Here is a 17,096-nt window from a genome sequence, read left to right on the forward strand (position 1 = left end):
CTTACGGCATGTACATGCCGCCGTTGACGTGCAGGGTTTCGCCGGTGATGTACTTGGCGCCCGGCCCGGCCAGGAAGGCCACGGCGTTGGCGATGTCGGCCGGCTCGCCCAGCTGGCCCAGCGCGATCTGGCCCAGCAGCGCCGCGCGCGCATCCTCGGGCAGGGCCTTGGTCATGTCGGTATCGATGAACCCGGGCGCCACCACATTGACGGTGACCCCGCGCGAGCCGATTTCCTTGGCCAGCGACTTGGAGAAGGCGATGATGCCGGCCTTGGCCGCGGCGTAGTTGGTCTGGCCCGGGTTGCCGGTCACGCCGACCACCGAGGCGATGTTGATGATGCGGCCGCGGCGCGCCTTCATCATGCCGCGCATGACCGCCTTGGAGGTGCGGAACACGCTGGACAGGTTGGTGTCCAGGATCGCGTTCCAGTCCTCGTCCTTCATCCGCATCAACAGGTTGTCGCGGGTGATGCCGGCGTTGTTGACCAGGATCGAGACGGGCCCGAATTCCTTGGCGGTGGCTTCGATCAGCGCCTCGATCGCCTCGGCGTCGGTGACGTCCAGGGTGCGGCCGTGGCCGCCCAGGGTCTCCATGCGCTGGGCGATGGCCTGCGCGCCGGCGTCGGTGGTCGCCGTGCCGATGACGGTGGCGCCCTGCGCGGCCAGCGTGTCGGCGATGGCCGCGCCGATGCCGCGGCTGGCGCCGGTCACCAGGGCGATCTCGCCGGCCAGGGGGAGTGCAGCGTTCATGCGGTCTTCCAGGTCTCGAGCGCCGAAGCGAAGTCGGCCGGGGTGGACAGCGCGCGGCCGTCGAGGGACTTGTCGATGCGCTTGACCAGGCCGGTCAGCACCTTGCCCGGCCCGCATTCGGCGATGCGCGTGGCACCGCCGGCGGCCAGCGCCTGCACGCAATCGGTCCAGCGCACCGGCAGGTACAGCTGGCGCACCAGCGCCTCGGCGATCGACTCGATCGAATCGTGCACCTGGGCATCGACATTCTGCACCACCGGCAGCGCCGGCAGATGCCAGGACAGGCCCTTGATGGTCTCGGCCAGGCGGTTGGCGGCCTCGCGCATCAGCGGGGTGTGCGAGGGCACGCTGACGGCCAGCTTGACCGTCTTGCGGATGCCGCGCGCGTTGAGTTCGGCGATGGCCGCATCGACCGCCTCGGCATCGCCGCCGATCACGATCTGGCCAGGCGAGTTGTAGTTGGCCGGCACCACGACCTTGCTGCCGGAGACCTGCGTGCAGACCTCGGCCACCAGCGCATCCTCGGCGCCGAGCACGGCGGCCATCGCGCCGACGCCGGCCGGCGCGGCCTCCTGCATCAGCTGGCCGCGGATGCGCACCAGGTGCGCGCCGTCCCGCAGCGACAGCGCACCGGCGGCGACCAGCGCGGTGTACTCGCCCAGGCTGTGACCGGCCAGTCGGGCCGGCGTCGGGCCGCCTTCCTTGCGCCACAGGCGCCACACCGCGATGCCCGCGGCCAGCAGGGCCGGCTGGGTGTATTCGGTGCGATTGAGGAGTTCTTCCGGGCCGCCCTGCGAGAGCGCCCACAGGTCCGTGCCGGCGCCGTCGGACGCCTCGTTGAAGGTGTCGCGCACCTGCGGGTGCAGCTCGGCCAGTTCGGCCAGCATGCCAACCGACTGCGATCCCTGGCCGGGAAACACGAAGGCAAGTGAGGTGTCAGTCACGCGCAAGAACGCCCTGCTGGAAAAAACGAGCGGCGATGATAAGCGTGAAAGGCGCGCGCCGTCTGTACTGGGGCGTATGCCGGCGGCCGGCATTGCGCCGATGCGCTGTTCATCCCGCCAGCAGGCGCAGCACGTCCAGGTCGCCGTCGCTGAACCAGTCGATCGCCAGCGTGCAGATGACCAGCACGCTGAAGGTGCTGGCCGCATGCAGCACCAGCAGCGCATGCGCCAGCCGGCGCGACTTGCGTCCCAGTCGGTTGCACACCGCCGCCAGGCGCTGCAGGCGACCGGTGACCCGATGGGTCTGCTGCTGCACGTCGCTGGCATCGCGTGCCATCGCCTCGTGCATCAGCGACTGCAGCGCCTCGGGCCGGTGCTCGTAGTAGCGCGCCACGCCGTAGCCGAACATCAGCCAGTCGCGCGCCTGCGCCTGGGCCAGGCTCATCACTTCCAGCGGGTCTTCCTCGAAATCGATGAAGCCGATGCGCTGCCCGTCGTAGGTCATGTTGCGCGGCAGGGGCTGGCCGAAGTAGGCACCCTCCGCGTGCGCCCGGGCCATGGCCTCAAGCGCCAGGCGCACCAGGCGATCGCATTCGGCGTCGTCGCGCGCCTCGCGCAGCCAGCTGGCCAGCGACCTTCCGTTGTCGCTGAGCACCAGCGAGGCGCGACCGCGCCCGATCACCGCGGGCACATGCACGCGCTGCGCGGCCAGTTCGCCGAGGCGGCGCGCCTCGGTATCCATCGCGACGGCGCCGACGTGGTGCGGCGGCGGCCGCAGCGGATCCATACCGAGCCTGTCGGCGATGAAGTTCAACGCACCCAGCGACAGCAGGCGGCTGCCGCCGTCGCGATAGTGCTTGAGCCAGGCCTGCCGGCCGTCGATCAGGATCGGTTCCACCATGGGGGTTCTCGCGCTCCGGGCCTCCGCCCGACATGTCAGAAACATGTTAAACCCAAGCGTTAGCGCGATTACAGCCCTCCAGTCGCGCGGGTCACGATGCGTTAGGCATGCGAAGGCCCGACGCGCGCCAGGAATCGGACGCACCCACCATGCGGCGCGCGCCGCCTGCTCGACTCACGGGAAGAAAACGGCCTCTCTTTTGATCGCTTGATCTGGCGTGGGAGCGTGCTGGTTTCGGAAGGGCAGCGGCCCGGCCGAGTCGAGGCGGGCGAAGTCCGCCCACCGACCGCACACATCAAAAAAAGAAGGGCCGGAAAAGCGCCGCGACAGACGCGCGGCGCGCTTTCAGAAGCGCAGCAGCACCGAGCCCCAGGTGAAGCCGCCGCCGAAGGCCTCCAGCAGCACCAGCTGATCACGCTGGATGCGGCCGTCGCGCACGGCTTCGTCCAGCGCGATCGGCACCGAGGCCGAGGAGGTATTGCCGGTGCGGTCGACCGTGACCACCACCTGCTCCATCGACATGTCCAGGCGCTTGGCGGTGGCCTCGATGATGCGCAGATTGGCCTGGTGCGGCACCAGCCAGTCCAGGTCGCCCTTGTCGAGCTGGTTGGCCGACAGGGCCTCGTCCACGACCGCGTCCAGCGCCTTGACGGCGTACTTGAACACGTCGTTGCCCTTCATCAGGATGCGCGAACCGTTGTTGGGCTCCTCCGGCTTGAAGCCCGCGGACACCCCGACGGGGTTCCACAGCAGCTCCTTCTTGCTGCCGTCTGCATGCAGATGCGTGCTGAGGATGCCGGTGCTGGCATCGGCCTTGAGCACCACCGCACCGGCGCCGTCGCCGAACAGCACGCAGGTGGTGCGGTCGCTCCAGTCGGTGATGCGGGTCAGGGTCTCGGCGCCGACGACCAGCACCGTGCGCGCATCGCCGGTGCGGATGAACTTGTCGGCCACCGACAGCGCGAAGATGAAGCCCGAGCAGGCCGCGTTGACGTCCAGCGCGGTGCAGCCTTCGGCGCCCAGCTTGGCCTGGATCAGGCAGGCGGTGGAGGGAAACACCAGATCCGGCGTGGTGGTGCCCACCACGATCATGTCCAGCTCGGACGGCGCCACGCCCGCGGCTTCCAGCGCGCGCAGCGCGGCCTGGTGGCCCAGCGTGGCGCTGGTCTCGCCTTCGCCGGCGATGCGCCGCTCACGGATGCCGGTGCGGGTGCGGATCCACTCGTCGCTGGTGTCGACGATCTTGGAAAGGTCGTCGTTGGTCACCACCTTGTCCGGCAGGCAGCTGCCCGTGCCTGCGATACGCGAGTAGATACGACCGTTCGTCACCGGCTGGCTCATCGTGATTCCCGTTGCGCGACCCGCAAGACGGGCCTGAATGATGCGGCGATCGGGCGCGCGTCGTTCCGCACGCGCGCCGTCAGGCTCATTCTTCGTCGACGGCAGCCGACTTGGTCGCGATGACCTTCTTGCCGCGGTAGTAGCCGTCGGCCGTCACGTGGTGGCGGATGTGGGTCTCGCCGGTGGTCGGGTCGGTGGCCAGCTGCTTGGCGGTGAGGGCGTCGTGCGCGCGACGCTGGCCGCGGCGGGACGGGGTGACGCGGGATTTCTGAACTGCCATGGTCTTGCTCCAAACGTGTCTGCGATTCAACCGCCTGCGGGGCGGTCAGTTCTTCTTGAGCGAAGCCAGTCCCGCGAACGGGTTGGCCTTCGCCAGTTCTTCCTGCTGCGGCGGAGCCTCGAGCTCCACCGCGGGCAATTCCGGATTCATCGGCACCGCGGGAACCGCCAGCACCAGCTCGTCCTCCACCAGGTCCAGCGTGCGCAGGATGCCGTCCTCGGGCACCAGCAGCGCTTCCATCTCCGGCGGCAACGCCGCTTCCTCGGCCTCGTCCCGGATCAGGCCGAGCCGCTGCACCATCGACACCGGGAACAGGAACCGCTGCAGGCTGCGCTGGCATTCCAGCGGCAACGCGGCATCGATCGTCAGTTCCACATAGGGCACCTGCAGCGCGTCGCGATCGAACTGCATCGCGAAGCCGACATCGCCCTGCGCATCGGTCAGCAGCCCGTCCAGCCGGCGGAAGGCCGCCAGCGGCACCCTGCCTTCGAGACTGCGCCGCCCGGCCACCATGCGCCAGACATCCAGGGTTTCGGGCACGTGCGCGGACATAAGCCGCAAAATGTTAAAGAGCCGGCCTGGCCATGTCAAATGCGCCGGACCGCCACCCGGCCTGGCCCGCCGATCGCCGCCCTGCTCCGCTCCATCGCGCCCGGGTCCTGGCGGATGGCCGCGGAGCGGCCTGGCCGGGCGGCTGGCGACGCCGCCTCAAGGCTTCCGCAGTCGGATCGGCTGCTCGGACCAGTCCTCCACGCTGCCGTCGCGCCCGTGCAGGCGCAGCCCCAGCCAGTGCTGGCCCGGCGCCAGGCCGCTGGCATCCACCCGCGCGCGGAAGCCCACGTCCGGATGGCGCGGGTCGTTGGAGATCTTCCAGTAGGTCGCCACGCCCGGCGCGGGCAGTCCGTAGTGGGCGCGGGCCACGACCCGGCCGTCGATCAGCACCTCGACCGCCTCCAGCCCGACCCCGTCCTTGAACGCCCACCCCGCCAGGTCGAACACGCGCGGCACGTCCGCGCCGCCCACCGGCGTATCGATCCAGGCCATCGCCGGGGTCACGCACGGCTGCGCGCGGGCGGCCTCCAGTTGCGCCGCATCCCGGCGCGGCAGGCGGAACAGCAGGAAGCGCTGGCGGCCATGGTCGACGTTGATCACCCGGGGTGGCGGCAGCGGCCCGACCTGCGAACACAGGAAGTGGTACTGCACCAGCAGATCCTTGTAGGACACCTCGCTGGCGCCGACCACCAGCAGCTGCGGGGTGGGGCTGGCACCGTCGCTGTGCAGGCCCCACAGGCGCAGCTGCGGCGCGCGGCCGTGCTTGATGTTGAGCGGATGGTCGAGCACCGGGATCGCATCGTCGCCCAGCGCGAAGCCCAGCTCGGCGCCGACCTTGAAGTTGTCGGCCAGCATGCCGGTCGGCTCAGGCGCGCGCGCCAGCTCCTCGCGTACCGCGTCGGCCAGCACGTTCCAGCCGGCGAAGTTGTAGGGATAGAACTTCTGCCCGGCCAGGTCGGCGCGCCAGCGCGGCACCGAGGCGACCAGGTAATAGCCCAGCACGCTGGCCAGGCCCAGCCCGCACAGGATCCAGGTCGCGCGCCGCAGCCACGGCGACCAGGCGCGCAACAGCACCGGCACGGCCAGCAGCAGCGGCAGATAGCCCGGCAGCGGCCAGTGGAAGCTGACGCGTTCGACATCGGCGAAGAAGCCCAGCACGAAGAAGCCGATCGTGGACACCGCGCCGAGCAGGCCGAAGTAGCGCCGCTGCGGTGGCAGCGCGTCGCCCTTGCGCAGCGCGCGGGTCAGCACCGTGAGCAGGGCGAAGAACAGCAGCGGCGTCACCAGTGCCGCCTGCACCAGCAGGAACCACAGCCCGGTCCACTGGAATGTCCAGGGATGGCGTTCGACCAGCTGGAAGCGCAGGCCGGCGTCGGCGTTCTCGATATTCCAGGCGATCAGCGGCGCCCAGGCCGCCACGCCCATGGCCAGCGCCACCCACACGCGCACGTCGCGCAGCACGCGCCGGCCCTCGGGAATCAGCAGCAGCGCGATCAGCCCGGTGCCGATCACGCCGACGAAGCGATAGTGGCTGAGCGCGCCGATGGCCAGGCCGAGCGCGAGCTCGGCCGCGCCGGCCGCATCGATCCGCTGCAGCAGGCGCGCGCCCGCATCCAGGCACAGGACCGTGGCGAAGGCCATCGGCACATCGGGAATGGCCAGGATGCCCAGGCTGCCCGACAGCGGCATCAGCAGCAGCAGGCTGCCCGCACGCCAGCCGGCCACCGCGCTGAACCAGCGCGTGCCGATGCCGACCAGCAGCCACGGCAGCAGCGCCGACAGCAGCAGGAACGGCATGCGGATGGCCAGCACGTGCTGCCCGCCGATGAGTGTGCCCAGGCGCGTCATCCACGCGGTCAGTCCAGGCAGGTCCGAATACGCCGCGGCCAGGTGCCGCCCCTCCTGCCAGTAGAACGCCTCGTCGACGAACAGCGGCAGGCGCGCGGCGATCATGACCTTGATGACAGTCAGGACGATCCACAGCGCCAGGAACGTGCGCTGTGCGCGCGCTTCTTCATTCATATAGCCGCTACACTCGGAAAAAAGGACAACGTGGAGCCATGATGCAGCTCAGGTCTTCAGCACGCCCCATGCTAACCGAGGCCTTGTCGACGGCTCTGCAGCAGGCCCAGGCGCAGGTCAATGGACTGGTGCTGGGCAAGCCGCGCCAGGTGCGCCTGGCCTTCGTCGCCCTGCTGGCCGATGGCCATCTGCTGATCGAGGACCTGCCCGGCCTGGGCAAGACCACGCTGGCGCATGCGCTGGCGGCCACGCTGGGACTGACCTTCCAGCGCGTGCAGTTCACCTCCGACCTGTTGCCCGGCGATGTCCTGGGCGTGTCGATCTACGATGCGCAGGCGCGCCGCTTCCAGTTCCATCCAGGTCCGGTGTTCACCCACGTGCTGCTGGCCGACGAGATCAACCGCGCGCCGCCGCGCACGCAGAGCGCGCTGCTCGAGGCGATGGCCGAACACCAGGTCACGCTGGACAGCACCACGCACCGGCTGGAGGAGCCGTTCTTCGTCATCGCCACGCAGAACCCCGTCGACCTGTCGGGCACCTATCCGCTGCCCGATTCGCAGCTGGACCGTTTCCTGCTGCGCATGGCGCTGGGCTACCCCGAACCCAAGGACGAACGCGCACTGCTGGCCGGCAGCGACCGGCGCGAACTGATCGCCCAGGCGCGTCCGCTGCTGGGCGTGGAGCAGGTGCTCGAACTGCGCGCCGCCGTGTCCCAGGTGCATGCCAGCGATGCACTGCTGGACTACGTGCAGGCTCTGGTGAACCGCAGCCGCCGCCAGCCCGGCGTGCGCGTGGGCCTGTCGCCGCGCGCCGGCCTGGCGCTGCTGCGCGGCGCGCGCGCGCATGCGCTGCTGCTGGGCCGCGACCACGTGATTCCCGAGGACGTCCAGGCCTTGTTCGCCGCCGTGGCCGCGCATCGCCTGGTGCCCGATGCCGAGGGCGCCTCGGCTACCGAGCTGGCCCAGGCCATCGCCCAAGCCGTCGCGGTGGACTGAGGCGTGGCGTTGCTCGCGCGCCTGCGCAGCAAGGCGGCGCTGATGGCTCGGCCGCAGGCGCCCGAGTCGCTCCCGGTCAGCCTCGACCGGCGCCGCGTCTATGTGCTGCCAACCGGCTTCGGCCTGTTCGCCGGCGGCCTGGTCGGCGTCATGCTGCTGGGCGCGCTGAACTACAACAACAACCCGGCCCTGCTGCTGGCGCTGCTGCTGGCCGCGACGCTGATGGCCAGCCTGATGGCCGCGCACCTGCAGCTGTCGGGGCTGCGCGTCGATGCGATCGGCGCCGAGCCCGTGCATGCCGGCCTGCCGCTGCAGTTGCAGCTGGCCGTGTCCGCGCGCGATGCGCGTCCGCGCATCGGCCTGCGCCTGCGCGCCGGCCAGGACGAGGCGCTGGTGCCGGCGCTGCACGAGGGCCAGCAGGTCATCGCCACGCTCGACTATCCGACCGCCACGCGCGGCTGGCTCACGCTGCCGCGCCTGCGCCTGTCCACCACCCAGCCGCTGGGCGTGGCGCGCGCGTGGTCGTGGATCTGGCCTGAGACCACGTTGCTGGTCTATCCGGCCGTGGAAGTCGATGGCCCGCCCCTGCCCGAGCCCGGCGGCGCGTCGCGCCAGACGCGCGTGGACGCGGCCGGCGAGGAGCTGCACCACCTGCGCGCCTATCGTCCCGGAGATGCGCAGCACACCATCTCCTGGAAGCCCTCGGCGCGCCGCGACACGCTGCTGGTGCGCGAGTACGAACGCCCGGTCGGCCGCGAGGTCGTGCTGGACTGGTCCACGCTGGCTGCCCTGCCGCAGGAGGCGCGCATCGCGCGGCTGACGCACTGGATCGAACTGGCCGAACGCCAGGCGCGGCGCACGCGCCTGCTGCTGCCGGGCCAGGCGCCGATCGGGCCAGGTTGCGGACCGGCCCATCGCCACCAGTGCCTGCGCGCGCTGGCGCTGCTGCCCAGGAGCAAGGCGTGATCGGCCGACGCGCGCGTGTCGACTCGCCCGCGCTGGATGGGCGCAGCCGGCTGTGGACGCTGGCCTCGGCCGGCTTTGGCCTGCTGCCGCTGCTGCTGCAACTGCCGGGTGGCACGGCCCTGGCAATCGGGGCGATCGGCGTGCTCAGCGCGGGCGCCTCGTGGAGGCGGCGCATCCCGCTGCCGCTGCGCGTGCTGCTGGCGCTGGCGGCGCTGGTCGCGGTGCTGTGGTCGGCCGGGCCGCGTTTCGGCCGCGACACCGGCTGCGCGCTGCTGGCGGCGATGCTGGCGATCAAGCCGACCGAGACCACCACGCTGCGCGACGGCCGCAGCCTGGTGGGCTTCGCGCTGTTCGCGCCGTTCGCCGCGTTCCTGCTCGACCAAGGGCCGCTGACCATGGCGCTGGGCCTGGTCTCGGTGCTGTGCGCGCTGGTGGCGATGCTGCGCCTGGCCGCGCTGGAATCGGGCCTGCTCGACGCCAGCGGCGCCGGCGCGGTTGGCATCAGCCCGTGGCAGCTCGGCCGGTTGGTGCTGATGGGCCTGCCGCTGGTGCTGCTGACGTTCTGGCTGTTCCCGCGCCTGGGCAGCCCGCTGTGGGGCCTGCCCGACCGCGCGGTCGGCCGGCCCGGCCTGTCCGACGACATGCGGCCGGGCGACTGGATCGACCTGCTGGCCGACGACACGCCGGCCGCGCGCGTGACCTTCTTCGGCGCCACGCCGCCGCCATCGCAGATGTACTGGCGCGGGCCGGTGCTGGACGATTTCGACGGCCGCGTGTGGCGCCGCGGCTGGAGCGGTGGACGCGCACCGGCCGAGGCGCCGCGCCAGGGCCCGCGCTACGACTACCAGCTCGATTACGAGCCGACCGACCGCAGCCAGCTCATCGCGCTGGACCTGCTCGTCGATGCGCCCGAGGGCACGCGGCTGTCGGCCGACTACGAACTGAGCGCGCAGCGCCCGCTGGCCTCGCTGACGCGCTGGCGCATGCAGGGCCAGGCGCCGGCACGCTTCGATGCGCAGATCCCGCCGCAGGCGCTGCAGCGGGATCTGCGCCTGCCGCCGGGGTTGAATCCCCGCACGGTCGCGCTGGGCCGGCAGTGGCGCAGCGAAGCCGGTGCCCATGGCGATGCCGCCATCGTCCAGCGTGCACTGACCTGGATCCGCAAGGACTTCGGCTACACGCTGGACATCCCGCTGCCGGGACGCGACATGGCCGATGAGTTCCTGTTCCAGACCCGGCAGGGGTTCTGCGAGCAGTTCAGTTCCTCCTTCGTGATCCTGATGCGCGCGGCCGGCATCCCGGCGCGGGTGGTCACCGGCTACGTCGGCGGGGTGCGCAATCCGTTCGGCGGCGGCTACTGGATCCTGCGCCGCCAGGACGCCCATGCCTGGGCCGAGGTCTGGCTGCCGCAGCGCGGCTGGGTGCGCGTGGATCCCACCGCCGCGGTGGCGCCGGAGCGCATCTACGACACGCTGGACGACCGTGCCCAGGCCGGTGGAGACGCTGGCGAGGATCTGTTCGGCCTGAGCCGCTACGCGCAGGTCAGTGACTGGCTGCGGCGCGGCTGGAACGACCTGGTGCTGGGCTTCGACGTCGAACGCCAGCGCCGGCTGCTGCAGCCCTTCGGCATCGAGCGCCTGGACGAGGGTCGCCTGGGCCTGCTGTTCGCCATCGCCGGCGGCGGCGCGCTGCTGGGCATGGCCTGGCTGCTGGCGCGCGGCGAACGCGAGCGCGATCCGCTGCTGCGGCAGTGGCATGCGCTGGGACGGCGCTACCGCCGCTTCGACCTGGCGCCCGGCGCCGACGAGCCGGCGCAGCGCTGGGCGCAGCGTGTGGCGAGCGCGCGACGCGACGCCACCGCAGCGCACAAAAACGAGGAACTCATCTCACTCAGCCGGCGTTTCGCACAGGCACGCTACGCTGCCGGTCACGCGGACGTCCGGGCGCTGATACGCGATCTTCGCCGGCACCGTCCGTGACCCATTCCGAGGCCTGTATGAAGCGCATGTCTTTCCTCCGTCCGCTGGCCGTGACCGGCCTTGCGATCGCCCTCGGCGCCTGCGCGACCGCGCCCAAGCCGCTGCAGGGTCAGTTCCCCGGTGTGACGCCGCGCGATGCGGTGGTCGGCGTGCAGACCGGCGCGCAGGTGCGCTGGGGTGGCCGCATCGTCGAGACCAAGCCGGGGGCGAACAGCACCTGCTTCGAGATGATTTCCGCGCCGCTCAGCGCCACCGGCCGTCCGCAGAGCGATACGCCGGATGCGACCGATGGGCGCTTCATCGCCTGCCGCGCGGGCTTCTACGATCCGGCGATCTTCGCCAAGGGCCGTGAGGTGACCTTCGTCGGCCGGGTGTCCGGCACCGAGACCACGCGCATCGGCGAGTACGACTATCGCCTGCCCAAGGTCGACGCCGACGTGGTCTACCTGTGGCCGAAGGTGCGCGAGGTGCAGGTGCGTCCGTATCCGTACTACGACCCGTTCTGGGGTCCGGGCCCGGGCTGGGGCTGGGGTCCGCGCTGGGGCTGGTGGTAAGTCGCCTCAGTTTCGGCGTAGTAGAGAAAGGCCGGCGATTGCCGGCTTTTTCTTTTGAGTTCTTCTGCCTATCAATTGATCGCTGGCGTAGGGCGTCCGGCTTCGGAGGGGCAGCGGTCCGGCGGGCGGGGGCCGCTTATCCCTCAATCAGGGCATGCTGCCCTGATTCGGGCGCTCGGCGTCCTGCCTCGCTAGGCGCGGCCCCCGCCCGCCGGCTCGCTGCCTCGCACGTTGGTTCCGCAAGCTTCGGCTCGAAGAAGTCCCAAGCTTTCCGCTCGCGGAGCCTCAACCCCGCCGGGCCTGGCGGAGAGCGGGCCAGGGATGGCCCGCGGCGGCGAGTCCGGAGGGCGGACCGTACCAAGGGGCCAGCCCGGTCGGGTCGAGGCGGGTCGGCAAAACCCGCTCATGCTTCGCACGCATGTCATCAACGATGGAAGCCGTTCCATCTGCCCGCGGGACGTCGTGCGTCTTCAGCCGCCTAGTGCACCGAAGTGGCCCAGCGCCGCGCCGGCCAGCAGGTGCAGGTGGATGTGATAGACGGTCTGCCCGGCATCGTCGCGGCAGTTCATGACCACGCGATAGCCCTTGCCGGCGAAGCCTTCCTGGCGGGCGTACTGCGCCGCGGCCAGCACCAGCTTGCCCACCAGCGTGGCCTGGTCCGGCGTGAGGTCGTCCAGCGTGGGCACGTGCACCTGCTTGGGAATGAACAGCACGTGCACCGGCGCCTGCGGCGCGATGTCCTTGAAGCCCAGCACATCATCGTCCTCGTAGACGATGGTGGCGGGGATTTCGCGCCGGATGATCTTGCCGAAGATGGTGTCGTTCATTGAATGAGCGCAGTGAAGTCAGAAGTGGGAAGAGCTTAGCGCGATGCGCAAGAAAGGAGCTCCGGCCTCTGCTCACTCCTCACTTCGCTCCACTCAGGCCTGCTTCAACTCATCTCGCTGCGCGAACCGAACGCATGCGACAGCGTGCCGCGATCGACGTACTCCAGTTCGCCGCCCAGCGGCACGCCGTGCGCCAGGCGCATCGGCTTGACGCCTGCCTGCCGCGCCAGCTGGCCCAGGTAGTGCGCGGTGGCCTCGCCTTCGACGGTGGGGTTGGTGGCGATGATCAGTTCGCCGACCTCGCCCTGGGCCAGGCGCTGGGACAGCTGTTCCAGGCCGAGTTCGCGCGGGCCGATGCCATCCAGCGGCGAGAGCCGGCCCTGCAGGATGAAGTACAGACCGCGATAGCCGGTGGCCTGCTCGATGGCCAGCCGGTCGGCCGGGGATTCGACCACGCACAGCTGGTGGCGATCGCGGCTGGGGCTGGCGCAGATGGCGCACAGCGCGCCCTCGGTGAAGTCGCGGCACTGCTGGCAGTGGCCGATGTGCTCCATCGCCTCGGCCAGCGCGGTCGACAGCCGGCGACCGCCGGCGCGATCGCGCTCCAGCAGCTGGTAGGCCATGCGCTGGGCGCTCTTACTGCCCACGCCGGGCAGGACCTTGAGCGCGTCGATGAGCTGTTCGAGCAGCGAGGAAGTCAAAGCAGGAAAGGCCGGAAGTCAGGGGCCAGAGACCAGGGAAGCCGCAGGGGCACGCCGGCCCTTGCTCCCTGCCCTCTGATCCTTGTGCTTCAGAACGGCAGCTTCATGCCGGGCGGCAGCTGCATGCCGGCGGTGGCCGAGCCCATGCGCGCCTTGGATTCGGCGTCGATCTTGTTGGAGGCGTCGTTGAACGCCGCGGCGATCAGGTCCTCCAGCATTTCCGCATCGGACAGCAGGCTCGGGTCGATGCGCACCTTGCGGCACTCCTTGGCGCCGGTCAGCGTCACGCTGACCATGTTGCCGCCGGCGTTGCCGGTGACTTCCAGCTTGGCCAGCTCTTCCTGCGCCTTCTGCAGGTTTTCCTGCATCTTCTGCGCCTGCTGCATGAGTTGGGCGATGTTTCCACGCATGGTCGGGTTACTCGTCGAAAGGGCGGATGGAATCGGGCACCACGCGCGCGCCGTGCTGCTGGATCAGCCGCTGCACGTCGGGGTGGTTCATGAACTGTTCTTCGGCCGAGGCACGGCGCGCGTCCTGCTGGCGCGCATCGCGCATGGCCAGCGTCTCGGCGCCTTCGCCGGCGACCGCGCCGGTGTCGAACACGATCTTCGGCACGCGCCCCAGGGACGCCGACAGCGCATCGGCCAGGTCGCCCACCGAGCGGTCGGTGCGCAGGTAGTCCAGGCCCGGCGCCAGCGACAGGCGCAGCACCGCATCGCCGTAGCTGGCGAAGGCGACATTGGCGGCGAGCTGGCGCGAAGGCCCGCTCAGCTTGGCCGAGGCGACCAGCGCCAGCCAGTGATCGGCATCGGCAATGCCGTCGCCGGACGGAGGCGGCGGTGGCGCGGACGGAGCTCGCGCGGGCGTGGCAGGCGCGGCGCTGGCGTTCGGGGCGGCCTGCACCGGCTCGGCGACGCGGATCTTCTGCGCCGGCACTTCCCAGGGCGGGACGTCGTCCGTGGCCGGTGCTGGCGCTGGCGTGGACGGGGCTTGCGCCGGTGGCACGGCGGCGAACGGCGCTGCCTCCGGTTCGGGCGCCACGGACGGCTTCGGCACGGGCGCGGACACGGGCTCGGCCGGCGCGTGCGGAGCGGTCGCCATTTCCGGCATCAGCGGGGCCGCTGCGGCGCGTCCGCTGTTGGCCTCGTCCCCGGTGCCCGCGGCCGGCTTGGCCGGCGCGGCCGAGGCCGGCGCGACATCGCCCTCGCCCGCCGGGCGGAAGGCCAGCATGCGCAGCAGGCTCATCTCGAACCCGGCGCGCGGGCTCGGCGCCAGGTAGAGATCGCGGCGGCCGTTGAGCGCCATCTGGTACCAGAGCTGGACCACTTCCGGGCGCAGGCGCTGGGCGAAGCCTTCGGCGTCGACGCCCTCGGCCTCGATTGCCACGCCCGGCACCAGCTGGCGCACCTGGATGCGATGCAGCGCCTCGGCGAAGGCCTCCAGCACCCCACCCCAGTCCGGCGAGAACTCGGCCAGCGTGGCGATGGTGGCCATCAGCCGCGCACCGTCGCCATCGGCCAGCGCGTCGAGCAGCGCGCCGACCTGGGTGCGGTCGACCGTGCCCAGCATGGTGCGCACGCCGGCATCGCTCAGCTCGCCCGCGGTATAGGCGATGGCCTGGTCCAGCAGCGACAGGCCGTCGCGCAGCGAACCATCGGCGGCCTTGGCGATCTGGCGCACCGCGCCGTCTTCCGAAGGAATCTGCTCGGCGCCGAGGATCTTGGTGATCTGCCCGCCGATCTGCGCCTCGTCCAGCCGCTTGAGGTTGAACTGCAGGCAGCGGCTGAGCACGGTCACCGGCAGCTTCTGCGGATCGGTGGTGGCCAGCAGGAACTTCACGTGCTCCGGCGGTTCCTCCAGCGTCTTGAGCAACGCATTGAACGCCGCCTTGGACAGCATGTGCACTTCGTCGATCAGGTAGACCTTGAACTTGCCGCGGCTGGGCATGTACTGCGCGTTCTCGATCACCTCGCGCACGTCGTCCACGCCGGTGTTGGAGGCCGCGTCGATCTCCAGCAGGTCGATGTAGCGCCCGGCGTCGATGTCCAGGCAGGCGGCGCACTGGCCGCACGGGTCGGCGCTGGTGCCGGTCTCGCAGTTAAGCGATTTGGCGAAGATGCGCGCGATGGTGGTCTTGCCGACCCCGCGCGTGCCGGTGAACAGGAAGGCGTGGTGGATGCGGCCGCTATCGAGCGCGTTGGACAGCGCACGCACCACGTGCTCCTGACCGACCAGTTCGGCGAAACGCTTCGGGCGCCACTTGCGGGCCAGGACGAGGTAGGACATGTGGTCATTGTGCCGCGCCGGGGGGGGCGTTCCAAGGACGAAACGCGTCGGGCCCTCCGCCGCGTGCCGCGGCGTGAACGGCCCCGCGCGCGGGGCGCTGACCGGGACTCGCAATAAATCCGGCGCACGGCTAGAATCTGCGCCCCTGAGCGCGGCCCCGCGGTCGTGTTCAGGTCCCGGAGAGGTGTCCGAGTGGTTGAAGGAGCACGCCTGGAAAGTGTGTAAGCGTCTAAACCGCGCTTCGGGGGTTCGAATCCCCCTCTCTCCGCCAGTTTGAAAGTGTCGAGATGGCCCAGCCGCGTGAGTTTCGCCGGCGTCTGGGAGGGGGTGAGAACCCCCGGGTTCGACAGGTGGCGCAGCCACCTGCACGGCGAAGCCGCCCGCAGGGCGAGGCATCGAAAGATGCCGAGTGAATCCCCCTCTCTCCGCCAGTTACAGGTCGTCGCCTCCAACGACGACGCAACGCACCCGGGCCGCGCGATGCGCGGCCCGCGTCCATGGTGGCCCCGTCGGCCCCTCGCGACGCTAGGTCGAAAATCCCGCCAGGGCCGGAAGGCAGCAACGGTATCGACTGACGCGGGCGCCGAGGTCAGCCGGCGGGGCCGCCACCTTTTTCAGGCCCTGCCAACTCGCGCAAAGCGAGGCGCGTTCGCGCAGCACACGACCCCATCCACGAAAAGCGGGCTGCGGAAGTCCTGCAAAGTGCGGCGCCTCCTGGGTCAACGTGCGCCGGCACCAGCGCACGAGAGCGCCCTACTCGGCGACCGAAGCCCCCGGATGCAGCCATGCCTGCGCGCCATCGAGGTAGCGCTCCTGCTTCCAGATGGGGACGCGCGCCTTGGTCTCGTCGATGATCCAGCGGCAGGCGGCGAAGGCGCCGTCGCGGTGGCCGGCCGACACGCCGACCCAGACCGCCATCTCGCCCACGGCCAGCTCGCCGACGCGATGCACGCAGCGCGCGTCGACGATGTCGAACCGCGCCAGCGCCTCGTCGAGGATCTTCTCGCCCTCGGCGCGCGCCAGCTCGGCGTAGGCCTCGTAGTGCAGGCCGGAGACGCCCTGGCCGTCGTTGTGGTCGCGCACCCAGCCTTCGAAGCTGGCGAAGGCGCCCGCACGCGCGCTCAGCAGCTGCGTGCGCAGCGGCGCGGGCGCGATCGGCTGGTCGGTGATGTCGAAGCGGGTCATCCTCAGCCTCCGCTGACCGGCGGAATGAAGGCGATCTGCGCGCCTTCGGCGATCGCATCGTCCCAACGCGCGAAGGCGCCGCCCTGGGCCACGCGCAGATGCGCCGGTTCCCAGGCGAAGCCATGGCGCTGCTTCAGTTCGGCATACAGGCCGGCTAGGTCCGAGGCCGTGGTCTGCACGCTCTCGCGCTCCACGCCGGCGGCCTGACGCAGGCTGGCGAAATACAGCACCTGCACGCCGGTCATGCCGACACTCCGAAGTCGCGCTTGCCGCCGTGCTTGCCGAGCAGCCGCGCCGGGCCCAGCACGATGGCGTGCGAGAGCGCCTTGCACATGTCGTAGACCGTCAGCGCCGCGACAGTGGCGCCGGTCATCGCCTCCATCTCCACGCCGGTACGATGGGTGGTGCGCACGCTGCATTCGATGCGCAGCGTGTCGGCGTCGTGCCAGTCGACGGCCAGCCGGCAGCCGTCGATGGGCAGCGGATGGCAGAACGGGATCAGCTCGTGGGTGCGCTTGACCGCCATGGTGCCGGCGATCACCGCGGTCTCGACGATGCCGCCCTTGGCGCTGCGCAACGCATCGTGGCGCAGTTGCGCGGCCACCTCGCGCGGGAACGCCACCAGGCATTCGGCCGTGGCCTGGCGCGCGGTGACGGCCTTGTCCGAGACATCGACCATGGCCGGCTGGCCCGCGGCGTCCAGATGGGTGAGCGTGTGCGGTGCATTCATCGCGCAAGGGTAGTGCAAGTGAGGCTTGGTCGGCGTCTAGGCCGGCCGCCGCTTGCGCCGGTGATGGCAGCGACGGCGCCTG

18 protein-coding genes, 1 tRNA gene and 1 other RNA gene are annotated in these 17,096 nt (G+C 70.7%); 6 read left to right on the plus strand and 14 right to left on the minus strand.

Going from position 1 to position 17,096, the window contains the following annotated elements:
* Nucleotide 1 precedes the first annotated feature (1 nt).
* The 7 genes from fabG to LAJ50_RS14155 form a co-directional block, all read right to left on the minus strand.
* Nucleotides 2-751: a 3-oxoacyl-ACP reductase FabG gene (fabG, locus tag LAJ50_RS14125; RefSeq protein ID WP_130549804.1), complete on the minus strand. Its 750-nt coding sequence runs from the start codon at nucleotides 749-751 to the stop codon at nucleotides 2-4.
* Nucleotides 748-1,695: an ACP S-malonyltransferase gene (fabD, locus tag LAJ50_RS14130; RefSeq protein WP_130549805.1), complete on the minus strand. Its 948-nt coding sequence runs from the start codon at nucleotides 1,693-1,695 to the stop codon at nucleotides 748-750. The genes fabG and fabD overlap by 4 nt, the downstream gene beginning before the upstream one ends.
* Before the next feature lie 109 nt (nucleotides 1,696-1,804).
* Entirely contained in the window at nucleotides 1,805-2,596 is a 792-nt protein-coding gene (locus tag LAJ50_RS14135; RefSeq protein WP_130549806.1) for a serine/threonine protein phosphatase, read from the minus strand.
* A 345-nt stretch (nucleotides 2,597-2,941) separates the two neighbouring features.
* Entirely contained in the window at nucleotides 2,942-3,937 is a 996-nt protein-coding gene (locus tag LAJ50_RS14140) for a beta-ketoacyl-ACP synthase III (protein ID WP_130549807.1), read from the minus strand.
* Between the two features lie 85 nt (nucleotides 3,938-4,022).
* Nucleotides 4,023-4,217, minus strand: coding sequence for a 50S ribosomal protein L32 (rpmF, locus tag LAJ50_RS14145; protein WP_130549808.1), 195 nt, complete (start codon nucleotides 4,215-4,217; stop codon nucleotides 4,023-4,025).
* A 45-nt stretch (nucleotides 4,218-4,262) separates the two neighbouring features.
* Nucleotides 4,263-4,769, minus strand: coding sequence for a YceD family protein (locus LAJ50_RS14150; RefSeq protein ID WP_138651449.1), 507 nt, complete (start codon nucleotides 4,767-4,769; stop codon nucleotides 4,263-4,265).
* Nucleotides 4,770-4,925: 156 nt separating this feature from the next.
* On the minus strand, nucleotides 4,926-6,791 hold the full coding sequence (locus LAJ50_RS14155) for a glycosyltransferase family 39 protein (RefSeq protein ID WP_138651450.1): 1,866 nt from the start codon (nucleotides 6,789-6,791) through the stop codon (nucleotides 4,926-4,928).
* Nucleotides 6,792-6,832: 41 nt separating this feature from the next.
* Here LAJ50_RS14155 and LAJ50_RS14160 point away from each other — a divergent pair, with 41 nt between their 5' ends.
* The 4 genes from LAJ50_RS14160 to LAJ50_RS14175 are packed head-to-tail and all read left to right on the plus strand — an operon-like array spanning nucleotide 6,833 to nucleotide 11,285.
* Nucleotides 6,833-7,786, plus strand: coding sequence for a MoxR family ATPase (locus LAJ50_RS14160; protein ID WP_138651554.1), 954 nt, complete (start codon nucleotides 6,833-6,835; stop codon nucleotides 7,784-7,786).
* 42 nt (nucleotides 7,787-7,828) lie between these two features.
* Nucleotides 7,829-8,752, plus strand: coding sequence for a DUF58 domain-containing protein (locus LAJ50_RS14165; RefSeq protein WP_138651556.1), 924 nt, complete (start codon nucleotides 7,829-7,831; stop codon nucleotides 8,750-8,752).
* Nucleotides 8,749-10,731 (plus strand): DUF3488 and transglutaminase-like domain-containing protein, encoded by a 1,983-nt coding sequence (locus LAJ50_RS14170; protein WP_138651451.1) that lies wholly within the window; start codon nucleotides 8,749-8,751, stop codon nucleotides 10,729-10,731. Before LAJ50_RS14165 ends, LAJ50_RS14170 begins: the two co-directional genes overlap by 4 nt.
* A 26-nt stretch (nucleotides 10,732-10,757) precedes the next feature.
* A complete protein-coding gene (locus LAJ50_RS14175) occupies nucleotides 10,758-11,285 on the plus strand; it encodes a Slp family lipoprotein (RefSeq protein ID WP_130549813.1) in 528 nt (175 codons plus the stop codon).
* Between the two features lie 470 nt (nucleotides 11,286-11,755).
* Here the strand turns inward: LAJ50_RS14175 and LAJ50_RS14180 are convergent, their stop codons facing one another.
* The 4 genes from LAJ50_RS14180 to dnaX all read right to left on the minus strand — a co-directional run bounded on the left by LAJ50_RS14180 (nucleotide 11,756) and on the right by dnaX (nucleotide 15,099).
* On the minus strand, nucleotides 11,756-12,112 hold the full coding sequence (locus tag LAJ50_RS14180; RefSeq protein WP_138651452.1) for a histidine triad nucleotide-binding protein: 357 nt from the start codon (nucleotides 12,110-12,112) through the stop codon (nucleotides 11,756-11,758).
* Between the two features lie 104 nt (nucleotides 12,113-12,216).
* Entirely contained in the window at nucleotides 12,217-12,813 is a 597-nt protein-coding gene (recR, locus tag LAJ50_RS14185) for a recombination mediator RecR (protein WP_138651454.1), read from the minus strand.
* Between the two features lie 89 nt (nucleotides 12,814-12,902).
* Entirely contained in the window at nucleotides 12,903-13,223 is a 321-nt protein-coding gene (locus tag LAJ50_RS14190; RefSeq protein ID WP_130549816.1) for a YbaB/EbfC family nucleoid-associated protein, read from the minus strand.
* 7 nt (nucleotides 13,224-13,230) lie between these two features.
* On the minus strand, nucleotides 13,231-15,099 hold the full coding sequence (gene dnaX / locus LAJ50_RS14195; RefSeq protein ID WP_138651456.1) for a DNA polymerase III subunit gamma/tau: 1,869 nt from the start codon (nucleotides 15,097-15,099) through the stop codon (nucleotides 13,231-13,233).
* Between the two features lie 178 nt (nucleotides 15,100-15,277).
* On the opposite strand from dnaX, the gene LAJ50_RS14200 reads away from it, so the two are divergent.
* Nucleotides 15,278-15,370, plus strand: a tRNA-Ser gene (locus LAJ50_RS14200).
* Nucleotides 15,371-15,605: 235 nt separating this feature from the next.
* Nucleotides 15,606-15,702, plus strand: an RNA gene (ffs, locus tag LAJ50_RS14205) — signal recognition particle sRNA small type.
* A 150-nt stretch (nucleotides 15,703-15,852) separates the two neighbouring features.
* Here the strand turns inward: ffs and LAJ50_RS14210 are convergent.
* From LAJ50_RS14210 to moaC, 3 genes are read right to left on the minus strand one after another with little or no spacing between them, the layout of a single operon-like run.
* Nucleotides 15,853-16,284, minus strand: coding sequence for a molybdenum cofactor biosynthesis protein MoaE (locus tag LAJ50_RS14210; RefSeq protein ID WP_138651458.1), 432 nt, complete (start codon nucleotides 16,282-16,284; stop codon nucleotides 15,853-15,855).
* Between the two features lie 2 nt (nucleotides 16,285-16,286).
* On the minus strand, nucleotides 16,287-16,529 hold the full coding sequence (locus tag LAJ50_RS14215) for a MoaD/ThiS family protein (RefSeq protein ID WP_138651460.1): 243 nt from the start codon (nucleotides 16,527-16,529) through the stop codon (nucleotides 16,287-16,289).
* Nucleotides 16,526-17,014 carry a cyclic pyranopterin monophosphate synthase MoaC gene (gene moaC / locus LAJ50_RS14220; RefSeq protein ID WP_138651462.1) on the minus strand — a complete coding sequence of 163 codons (489 nt, stop codon included), beginning with the start codon at nucleotides 17,012-17,014 and terminating at the stop codon, nucleotides 16,526-16,528. Before moaC ends, LAJ50_RS14215 begins: the two co-directional genes overlap by 4 nt.
* Nucleotides 17,015-17,096 lie beyond the last annotated feature (82 nt).

The sequence above is a fragment of the Pseudoxanthomonas sp. X-1 genome (assembly GCF_020042665.1).
Lineage (GTDB): Bacteria > Pseudomonadota > Gammaproteobacteria > Xanthomonadales > Xanthomonadaceae > Pseudoxanthomonas_A > Pseudoxanthomonas_A spadix_A.

What these genes read in the sequence shown, in the direction of transcription:
- fabG (WP_130549804.1), bottom strand. Translation starts at nt 751, where the DNA reads ATGAACGCTGCACTCCCCCTGGCCGGCGAGATCGCCCTGGTGACCGGC.
- LAJ50_RS14135 (WP_130549806.1), bottom strand. Translation starts at nt 2,596, where the DNA reads ATGGTGGAACCGATCCTGATCGACGGCCGGCAGGCCTGGCTCAAGCAC.
- LAJ50_RS14140 (WP_130549807.1), bottom strand. Translation starts at nt 3,937, where the DNA reads ATGAGCCAGCCGGTGACGAACGGTCGTATCTACTCGCGTATCGCAGGC.
- rpmF (WP_130549808.1), bottom strand. Translation starts at nt 4,217, where the DNA reads ATGGCAGTTCAGAAATCCCGCGTCACCCCGTCCCGCCGCGGCCAGCGT.
- LAJ50_RS14150 (WP_138651449.1), bottom strand. Translation starts at nt 4,769, where the DNA reads ATGTCCGCGCACGTGCCCGAAACCCTGGATGTCTGGCGCATGGTGGCC.
- LAJ50_RS14155 (WP_138651450.1), bottom strand. Translation starts at nt 6,791, where the DNA reads ATGAATGAAGAAGCGCGCGCACAGCGCACGTTCCTGGCGCTGTGGATC.
- LAJ50_RS14160 (WP_138651554.1), top strand. Translation starts at nt 6,833, where the DNA reads ATGCAGCTCAGGTCTTCAGCACGCCCCATGCTAACCGAGGCCTTGTCG.
- LAJ50_RS14165 (WP_138651556.1), top strand. Translation starts at nt 7,829, where the DNA reads ATGGCTCGGCCGCAGGCGCCCGAGTCGCTCCCGGTCAGCCTCGACCGG.
- LAJ50_RS14175 (WP_130549813.1), top strand. Translation starts at nt 10,758, where the DNA reads ATGTCTTTCCTCCGTCCGCTGGCCGTGACCGGCCTTGCGATCGCCCTC.
- LAJ50_RS14180 (WP_138651452.1), bottom strand. Translation starts at nt 12,112, where the DNA reads ATGAACGACACCATCTTCGGCAAGATCATCCGGCGCGAAATCCCCGCC.
- LAJ50_RS14190 (WP_130549816.1), bottom strand. Translation starts at nt 13,223, where the DNA reads ATGCGTGGAAACATCGCCCAACTCATGCAGCAGGCGCAGAAGATGCAG.
- dnaX (WP_138651456.1), bottom strand. Translation starts at nt 15,099, where the DNA reads ATGTCCTACCTCGTCCTGGCCCGCAAGTGGCGCCCGAAGCGTTTCGCC.
- LAJ50_RS14210 (WP_138651458.1), bottom strand. Translation starts at nt 16,284, where the DNA reads ATGACCCGCTTCGACATCACCGACCAGCCGATCGCGCCCGCGCCGCTG.
- LAJ50_RS14215 (WP_138651460.1), bottom strand. Translation starts at nt 16,529, where the DNA reads ATGACCGGCGTGCAGGTGCTGTATTTCGCCAGCCTGCGTCAGGCCGCC.
- moaC (WP_138651462.1), bottom strand. Translation starts at nt 17,014, where the DNA reads ATGAATGCACCGCACACGCTCACCCATCTGGACGCCGCGGGCCAGCCG.